This window comes from Buchnera aphidicola (Melanaphis sacchari), assembly GCF_003096055.1.
In the GTDB taxonomy this organism is placed as follows: domain Bacteria; phylum Pseudomonadota; class Gammaproteobacteria; order Enterobacterales; family Enterobacteriaceae; genus Buchnera; species Buchnera aphidicola_P.
Genome location: NZ_CP029161.1, coordinates 617121 through 626137, shown reverse-complemented (window position 1 = coordinate 626137; position 9017 = coordinate 617121). Strand labels below are relative to the sequence as shown.

9 protein-coding genes are annotated in these 9017 nt (G+C 28.1%); all 9 read left to right on the top strand.

The features are described 5' to 3' along the window. Positions 1–230: 230 nt before the first annotated feature. The 9 genes from mnmG (at position 231) to DD681_RS03020 (ending at position 8983) form a co-directional block, all read left to right on the top strand. Positions 231–2126 (top strand): tRNA uridine-5-carboxymethylaminomethyl(34) synthesis enzyme MnmG, encoded by a 1896-nt coding sequence (gene mnmG / locus DD681_RS03060; protein ID WP_158341528.1) that lies wholly within the window; start codon positions 231–233, stop codon positions 2124–2126. A 285-nt stretch (positions 2127–2411) separates the two neighbouring features. Further along, positions 2412–3230: a F0F1 ATP synthase subunit A gene (gene atpB, locus DD681_RS03055; RefSeq protein WP_158341527.1), complete on the top strand. Its 819-nt coding sequence runs from the start codon at positions 2412–2414 to the stop codon at positions 3228–3230. Between the two features lie 36 nt (positions 3231–3266). Next, positions 3267–3515 carry a F0F1 ATP synthase subunit C gene (gene atpE, locus DD681_RS03050; RefSeq protein WP_158341526.1) on the top strand — a complete coding sequence of 83 codons (249 nt, stop codon included), beginning with the start codon at positions 3267–3269 and terminating at the stop codon, positions 3513–3515. A gap of 115 nt (positions 3516–3630) precedes the next feature. Continuing rightward, positions 3631–4116, top strand: coding sequence for a F0F1 ATP synthase subunit B (locus DD681_RS03045; protein ID WP_158341525.1), 486 nt, complete (start codon positions 3631–3633; stop codon positions 4114–4116). Then, positions 4116–4658, top strand: coding sequence for an ATP synthase F1 subunit delta (atpH, locus tag DD681_RS03040; protein ID WP_158341524.1), 543 nt, complete (start codon positions 4116–4118; stop codon positions 4656–4658). The genes DD681_RS03045 and atpH overlap by 1 nt, the downstream gene beginning before the upstream one ends. A gap of 6 nt (positions 4659–4664) precedes the next feature. After that, positions 4665–6206 carry a F0F1 ATP synthase subunit alpha gene (gene atpA / locus DD681_RS03035; RefSeq protein ID WP_158341523.1) on the top strand — a complete coding sequence of 514 codons (1542 nt, stop codon included), beginning with the start codon at positions 4665–4667 and terminating at the stop codon, positions 6204–6206. 31 nt (positions 6207–6237) lie between these two features. Then, positions 6238–7113 (top strand): F0F1 ATP synthase subunit gamma, encoded by an 876-nt coding sequence (gene atpG, locus DD681_RS03030; RefSeq protein WP_158341522.1) that lies wholly within the window; start codon positions 6238–6240, stop codon positions 7111–7113. Between the two features lie 28 nt (positions 7114–7141). After that, complete coding sequence (gene atpD, locus DD681_RS03025) at positions 7142–8539, top strand: F0F1 ATP synthase subunit beta (RefSeq protein ID WP_158341521.1); 1398 nt, start codon at positions 7142–7144, stop codon at positions 8537–8539. Positions 8540–8563: 24 nt separating this feature from the next. Beyond that, positions 8564–8983, top strand: a complete 420-nt coding sequence (locus DD681_RS03020) for a F0F1 ATP synthase subunit epsilon (protein WP_158341520.1) — start codon at positions 8564–8566, stop codon at positions 8981–8983. Positions 8984–9017: the final 34 nt, after the last annotated feature.

Genomic DNA, 9017 nt, shown 5'->3' with positions numbered 1-9017 from the left:
TTATCTTTTATCTTTTATCTTTTATCTTTTATCTTTTATCTTTTATCTTTTATCTTTTATCTTTTATCTTTTATCTTTTATCTTTTATGTGTATATTGCAAAGATTAATATTATATTATGGTGTTATCTATTTTATTTTTTTTGCATCTAAATTTTTCATATATACTATCTTGATTAAAATATTAATACTGTATAAAATAAGTCTGAATATTTTTAAAGGTCGCGAGAGTATGTTAAAATCAGGTTCTAAAAAATTTGATGTAATTATTATTGGCGGTGGACACGCTGGTACTGAAGCAGCTGCTGCGTCTGCTAGAATTGGTTGCAAAACATTATTGTTAACTCAAAAAATAGAAGATATAGGTGTTTTATCTTGTAATCCAGCTATTGGCGGCATTGGAAAAAGTCATTTAGTAAAAGAAATAGATGCTTTAGGTGGAATAATGGCTAAAGCTATTGATTATTCAGGTATTCAATTCAGAATATTAAATTCTAAAAAAGGTCCAGCTGTTAGATCAACTAGAGCGCAAGCTGATAGAGTTCTTTACTCAAGAAATATAAAAAGGTTGTTACAAAAAGAAAAAAACTTGTTAATATTAGAAGGTGAAGTAGTAGATTTAATTGTTAAAAATTATGAAGTTCGAGGTGTTCTAACAAAAAATGAAATCAGTTTTTATTCACATTCGGTTGTATTATCTACTGGTACTTTTTTAGGAGCTAAAATACATATAGGATTAGATAGTTATTTTTCAGGAAGGAGGGGCAGCGGGGCATCAATAGATTTAGCTAATCGTTTAAAAGACTTACCGTTACGTGTTAATCGGTTAAAAACCGGAACACCTCCTCGAATTGACATAAATACAGTTAATTTTAATGACTTATTTGTACAACATAGTGATTTTCCTATGCCAGTATTTTCATTTATGGGAAAGGCATCAAATCATCCGCGTCAAATGCCATGTTTTCTTACACATACAAATGAAAATACACATGAAATTATACGCGATAATTTAGATAAAAGCCCAATTTATACGGGTATTATAAAGGGCTTGGGGCCTAGATATTGTCCTTCTATCGAAGATAAAATAATACGTTTTCCTGATAAAAAATCACACCAAGTTTTTTTAGAACCAGAAGGTTTATCGAGTATAAAAATATATCCTAATGGGATTTCAACTAGTTTGCCATTTAGTGTCCAAAAAGAGATGATTAAATCTATAAAAGGGTTAGAAAAATCTAAAATTATTAATCCGGGATATGCTGTAGAATATGATTTTTTTGATCCTAAGGATTTAAATCTTACCTTAGAAAATAAATGGATTAAGGGGTTATTTTTGGCTGGTCAGATTAATGGAACTACCGGTTATGAAGAAGCTGCATCCCAAGGTTTATTAGCGGGTTTGAATGCAGCACTTAGTGCTAAATGTCAGGAACAGTGGTTTCCTAGACGTGATCAAGCGTATTTAGGCGTTTTAATTGATGATCTTACTACGCAAGGTTTACAAGAGCCTTATCGAATGTTTACCTCTCGGTCTGAATATCGCTTAACTTTAAGAGAAGATAATGCAGATTTGCGTTTAACTAAAATTGGTCATAAGTTAGGATTAATTGATAATTTGCGTTGGTCTCGTTACAATGAAAAAATATTAAATATCGATATTGAAACAAATTATTTAAAAAAAGTTAAAATATTTCCACAATCTTATGAAGCAAATATTTTAGAAAAATATTTTAATTTTTCTTTAATCAAAGAAACAAATGTATTAAATTTATTAAAACGTCCTGAAATTAATTATAATAAATTAAAAAATTTAGACATAATTAAATCAAATATTTTTGATATTGAAGCAATCGAGCAAATAGAAAATACTATTAAATATGAGGGTTATATCAAACGACAGTTTGAAGAGATTAGAAGACATTTAAAAAATGAAAACACTCCTTTATCGCCTAATTTTGACTATAATACAATAAAGGGCTTATCTCGTGAAGCTATTATAAAATTAAATGATTATAAGCCTGTTTCTATTGGTCAAGCGTCGCGTATTTCTGGCATTACGCCAGCCTCGATATCTATTCTGCTAATACATTTAAAAAAAGAATCTTATAAAAATTATTCCATTTAAAAATTAATTCTAAAGTTGATCATATGAGATTTATTCTTTCATGAAATTATTTATCTTAATTAGATTTAAAATTTTTATTTAAAAATATTAAATATTAAGCACTAATAATAAGTATTTTAAAATGTAAAAAATAATGTATTTTTTATCTAAAAATTTATTTTAAGAAATAGCTTTAATTTTGAAAATATTTTTAAAAATTTTATTTTGAAAATAAATAGAACATTTTAAAAATTTAGTTATTTTTTAATTTTACTAAATTATACGCAGCAATAATGAGAACAAGTTATGTTTTTAGAAAAAATATCTAATCCTCAGAGATATATTAGTCACCATTTAAATCATCTTCAAATGGATTTATGTAATTTTAAAATTATTCAACCAGGAAATATTTCTTCTCATTTTTGGATTATAAATCTTGATTCAATAATGTTTTCTTTTGTGCTGGGGTGTTTTTTTTTAATGTTCTTTTATATATTAGGAAAGAAAATCACTATTGGTGCGCCAAATAAATTACAAACATGTATTGAGTTAATTTTTGAATTCGTTTCAGAAAATGTAAAAAATATGTATCAAGGCAATAGTGTTCTTATCGCGCCTTTATCGTTGACTGTATTTGTTTGGGTTTTTTTAATGAATCTTATGGATTTGATTCCTATTGATTTTTTTCCATTTATTTTTGAAAGGTTTTTTCAGATTTCTACAGTTCGTATTGTTCCATCTTCTGATGTAAATATTACATTAGCAATGTCGTTAGGCGTATTTTTATTAATTTTATTTTATAGCTTTAAAATTAAGGGATTAAATGGTTTTATAAGAGAATTAACTTTGCAACCGTTTAATCATCCTATTTTTTCTATTTTTAACTTCTTATTAGAATTGGTTTCGTTATTATCTAAACCTATTTCTCTTGGTCTACGACTTTTTGGAAATATGTATTCGGGAGAAATGATTTTTATTTTAATTTCAGGATTACTTCCATGGTGGTCTCAGTGTTTTCTAAATGTTCCATGGGCTATTTTTCATATTTTAATAATTTTTCTACAATCTTTTATTTTTATGGTACTAACTATTGTTTATTTATCAATAGCTTCACAAACTCATTAATAAAATAAAAATTAATTATAATTAAATGAGGTTTTTATGGAAAATGTAAGTAATGTAAATATTGATATGTTATATATAGCAGTGGCTATTATGATTGGTTTAGCTGCTATTGGTGCTGCTATTGGAATTGGTATTTTAGGTAGTAAGTTTTTAGAAGGTGCTGCAAGGCAACCTGATTTAGTTCCTTTGTTAAGAACTCAGTTTTTTGTAGTAATGGGATTAGTAGATGCTATTCCGATGATTGCTGTTGGTTTAGGTTTGTATATGCTATTTGCTATATCTTAATTTTTTATCATAGATTTTTAAAAATTTTATTATAATGAGTACTGGTAAAATCTTTACGTTTAAAATTAGCGTAAAGATTAATTTTTTGTTTTATTAGAGCTCTGAAGGTGCGATTATGAATATTAATGCAACTATTCTCGGCCAATTAATTTCCTTTATATTATTTGTTTGGTTCTGTATGAAATTTATATGGCCTCCTATTATGTTAGCAGTTGAAACACGACAAAAAAAAATTAAAGAATCTTTAGTATCTGCAGAAAATGCTAAAAAAGAATTCCTTTTGATTCAAGAAAAAATTAAGCAAGAAATTAAATGTTCTCAGAAAAAAGCTGTTTTGATTTTAAATGAAGCAAATAATAAAAAACTATTAATTTTAGAAAAAGCCAAAGCAAAAGCTATAGAAGAAAGCAAAAAAATTTTTAAAAATAATCAACTAGAAATTAATAGAAAAATGATAGATGCGCGTAAAACTTTACAAAAAGAAATTATAGATTCAGCAATTTTAATAGCTGAAAAAATTATTGAAAAAAATATTCAGAAAGATGAAAATAAGGATCTAATAGATAAATTAATCTTTTCTTTATCGGAGACAAAAAATTAATGTTGATTTTTAATACCGTTGCTAGACCTTATGCTAAAGCAATTTTTGAGTTAGCAATAGAACAAAAGTCAATAAAAAAGTGGAAAGAAATGTTAATATTTATGAATAAAGTTATTTTATTCAAAAAGTTTCAAAAATTTTTGTCAGGGTCTTTATCGCCAAAATTTTTATCGTCTTTTTTTATTTTAATTGCCGGTGATTACATTAATGAAGATGCTCGGAATTTAATAAAATTATTAGCTAAAAATCAACGATTTAAAATTTTTAAGGATATATTAAGAGCATTTTTAAGATTAGAATTAATTTATCAAGGGTATGTTTCTGTTAAATTGATATCAGCATCTTATTTGAGTGATGATCAAATTTTTCATATACGTTCTATATTAGAAAAAAAATTACTATCTCGCATTAAATTTGTGTATAAAATTGATCCTTATCTTTTAAATGGTATACTTGTAAAAATAAATGATACTGTATTTGATTTTTCACTTCGAAATCATTTCAAACAATTATCTGATTCTTTAAATATTTTAAGAGAGTAATAATATATGCAATTAAATTCTTCAGAAATCAGTCAATTGATTAAGGAAAGAATTAAGCAGTTTGATGTTTTTAATCAGTCTTATAATGAAGGCACGATTATTTCTGTTAATGATGGCGTTTTAAAAATTTATGGTCTTTCAGATGTTATGCTGGGAGAAATGATTTTATTGCCTGATAATCAATATGCAATTGCATTAAATATAGAACGAGATATAGTTGGTGCAGTAGTGATGGGCTCGTATATTAAAATCACTGAAGGTTTGAAAGTTAAATGTACAGGTAGAGTTTTAGAAGTTCCTGTGGGTAAAAAGTTATTAGGTCGTGTGATGAATGCATTAGGTCATCCTATCGATGGAAAGGGTATAATAGAACATGATTGTTATTCTCCGGTCGAAAGAGATGCCCCTGGTGTAATTGATCGCCAATCAATTAATGAACCTATACAAACCGGTTATAAAGCTATTGATTCAATGATACCTATTGGTCGAGGTCAGCGTGAATTGATTATCGGAGATCGTCAAACAGGAAAAACGGCGCTTGCAATAGATACGATCATTAATCAGAAAAAATTTAATATACCATGTATTTATGTAGCTATAGGACAGAAGTTATCTACAGTTATAAATGTCATTAAAAAATTAGATGAATGTAATGCTTTAGAAAATACTGCTATTGTTGTTGCATCAGCTTCTGAAGCAGCTTCTTTGCAGTATTTAGCACCTTATTCAGGTTGCGCTATGGGAGAATATTTTCGCGATCTTGGACAAGATGCTGTAATTGTTTATGATGATCTTTCTAAACATGCTGTATCTTATCGGCAAATTTCTTTATTATTGCGCAGACCGCCAGGTCGTGAAGCTTTTCCAGGAGATATCTTTTACCTTCATTCTCGTTTACTAGAAAGATCTGCTCGAGTTTCTAAAGAGTATATTAATAATATTAAAAGAGATGAAAAAACAATTGTTAAAACGGGTTCTTTGACGGCATTTCCTATTATTGAAACACAATCTGGTGATGTTTCAGCATTTGTCCCGACTAATGTAATTTCTATTACTGATGGACAAATATTTTTAGAATCTAGTTTATTTAATTCAGGTGTTCGGCCTGCTGTGAATGCTGGCATATCTGTTTCTCGTGTTGGAAGTGCTGCTCAAACTAAAATTATTAAACAATTATCTTCTGGGATTCGTACAGCTTTAGCGCAATATCATGATCTTGCTGCTTTTTCACAGTTTGCATCTGATTTAGATGATGCAACTAGAAAACAGTTAATATATGGTCAAAAAATTATTGAATTATTGAAACAAAAACAGTATCAACCTATGTCTGTAGCAGAACAAGGAATAATATTTTTTATCGCTCAAAATGATTATCTTGATAATATCTCTGTCGAAAAAATTCAATGGTTTGAAAAAGAAGTTTTAATATACTCACATGAATACTATGCAGATTTAATAAAAGAAATTAATGAACAAGGAGATTATAATGATGCTATAAAAAATAAATTAACAGCTTTAGTTAATGATTTTAAAAATACTCAATTATAAAATTTTGATATAAATTAATTAAGAGAATATAGTGGCTAATATAAAAGAAATAAGAAATAAAATAATTAGCATAACAAATACAAAAAAGATTACTAAAGCCATGGAAATGGTAGCTATTTCTAAAATGAGAAAAACTGAAGAAAGAATGCGCTTGGGTCGACCATATTCTAGAATATTAAAAAACGTCATTCATCATGCCTTACAAGGTAGTTTAGAATACAAGCATAGTTATTTAGAGAATAGAAAAAATAAATGCGTAGGAATAATTATTGTTTCTACTGATAGAGGTTTATGTGGAAGTCTAAATACTAATCTTTTTAAAAAAGTATTATTTCAAATTCAGTCTCTTGAAAAAAACAACATTTCTTGTCAATTAATATTATTCGGATTAAAAAGTTTGTCTGTTTTTAAATTGTACGGTAATTCAATAATTTCGACAATGTGTAATATTGGAGAAAATCCTGACTTATCAAAATTAATTGGTCACATTAAAATTTTTTTAGAAAAATATCAAGATAAAGAAATTGATAAAATTTTTATAGCTTATAACAAATTTTATAATAAAATGTCTCAACATCCAATAGTTGCTCAACTATTGCCTTTATCCAGTGAAGAGAATACATCATTTACAAAAAAAATAAAATGGGATTATTTATATGAACCAGAATCTAAGTTAATTTTAGATACATTATTTGATCGGTACATTGAATCTCAAGTATATCAAAGTATATTAGAAAATATTGCTAGTGAACAAGCAGCTCGTATGATAGCTATGAAAACTGCAACAGATAATAGCAATAATTGCATTAAAGAATTACAATTAGTTTATAATAAAATTCGTCAATCTAATATTACCCAAGAATTAACAGAAATTATTGCAGGCTCTTCAGCGTTATCAGAAAATTAAATAATGAGTTTAGAGGTTTAATAAAATCATGTCTACTGGAAAAATTATTCAAATTATTGGTGCCGTAGTAGATGTAGAATTTGATCAGAAAAAAGTTCCGAAAATATATAATGCTTTGCAAATAAAATTTAAAAATAATTCTCTTATTCTAGAAGTTCAGCAGCAATTAGGTGCTGGGATTGTACGTACTATTGCTATGGGTTCAACAAATGGTTTAAAACGAGGTTTGATTGTTATTGATCTAGGGCATTATATAAAAGTTCCTGTAGGACAAGCTACGTTAGGGCGTATTATAAATGTATTAGGAGAAACGATAGATAATAAAGGGCCCTTAAGAAATATAAATGATTCTGAAGTAGAGTATTGGGAAATTCATCGTTCTCCTCCAAGTTATCAAGAACAAGCAACTTCGCAAGAAATATTAGAAACAGGAATAAAAGTTATTGATTTAATTTGCCCTTTTGCTAAGGGTGGGAAAGTAGGTTTATTTGGAGGAGCAGGTGTAGGTAAAACAGTAAATATGATGGAGTTAATCAGAAATATAGCTATAGAACATTCTGGTTATTCAGTATTTACTGGAGTTGGAGAAAGAACGCGTGAGGGTAATGATTTTTATCATGAAATGAGAGATTCAAAAGTATTAGATAAAGTTTCTTTAGTATATGGGCAAATGAATGAACCCCCAGGTAATCGATTGCGTGTAGCTTTTACAGGTTTAACTGTTGCTGAAAAATTTCGGGACGAAGGGCGAGATGTTTTATTGTTTATTGACAATATATATCGTTATACCTTAGCTGGTACAGAGGTGTCTGCATTGCTTGGAAGAATTCCATCGGCAGTAGGTTATCAACCTACTTTATCAGAAGAAATGGGGCTTCTTCAAGAGAGAATTACTTCTACTAAAAAAGGCTCAATTACATCTGTTCAAGCAGTATATGTTCCAGCGGATGATTTAACTGATCCATCACCAGCTACAACGTTTGCGCATTTAGATTCTACTGTTACTCTAAGTCGTCAAATAGCTTCTTTGGGTATATATCCCGCTATTGATCCTTTAAATTCTACTAGTCGTCAGCTAGATCCTTATATTGTAGGGCGTGAGCATTATGAAACAGCTCGTGGTGTTCAATCTATTCTTCAAAGATATCAAGAATTAAAAGATATTATTGCAATTTTAGGAATGGATGAACTTTCTGAATCTGATAAAATATTAGTTTCTAGATCACGTAAAATACAAAAATTTTTATCACAACCATTTTTTGTAGCTGAAGTTTTTACTAGTTTTCCTGGAAAATATGTATCGTTAAAAGATAATATTCGTGCGTTTAAAGGTATAATAGAAGGTGAATTTGATCATTTGCCAGAGCAGGCTTTTTACATGGCTGGTTCTATTGAGGAAGTAATAAAAAAAGCAAAATCTTTGTAATAAAAAAAAGATATGGACGTGTTTATGAAATTTCATTTAGATATTGTTACTGTTGAAAAACCTATATTTTCTGGAATAGTAAAAAAAATACAAATATCTGGAAGTGAAGGAGATATGGGTATTTATCCAGGACACGTACAATTATTGAGCATTATAAAACCAGGTATTATACATATATTTCATATTAATCAAAAAGAAGAGTGTCTTTATGTTTCTGGAGGAGTATTAGAAGTTCAACCATCTATTGTATCTATTTTAGCTGATATTGCTATTCGTGGAACTGAATTAGATAAAAAACGTGCTTTAGAAGCAAGAAAACAAGCTAAAAAGTATCTTAAGAATAAAAGTAAATTTAAAAATAAAGAAGATGTTCTTTTGAATATTGCTAAATCTATTGCACAATTACGCGTTCTTGAAATTATCGATAAATTTAAAAATAGATAATTTTTCGCGGCTGGTTTTGTCCTGCCGCAATTTT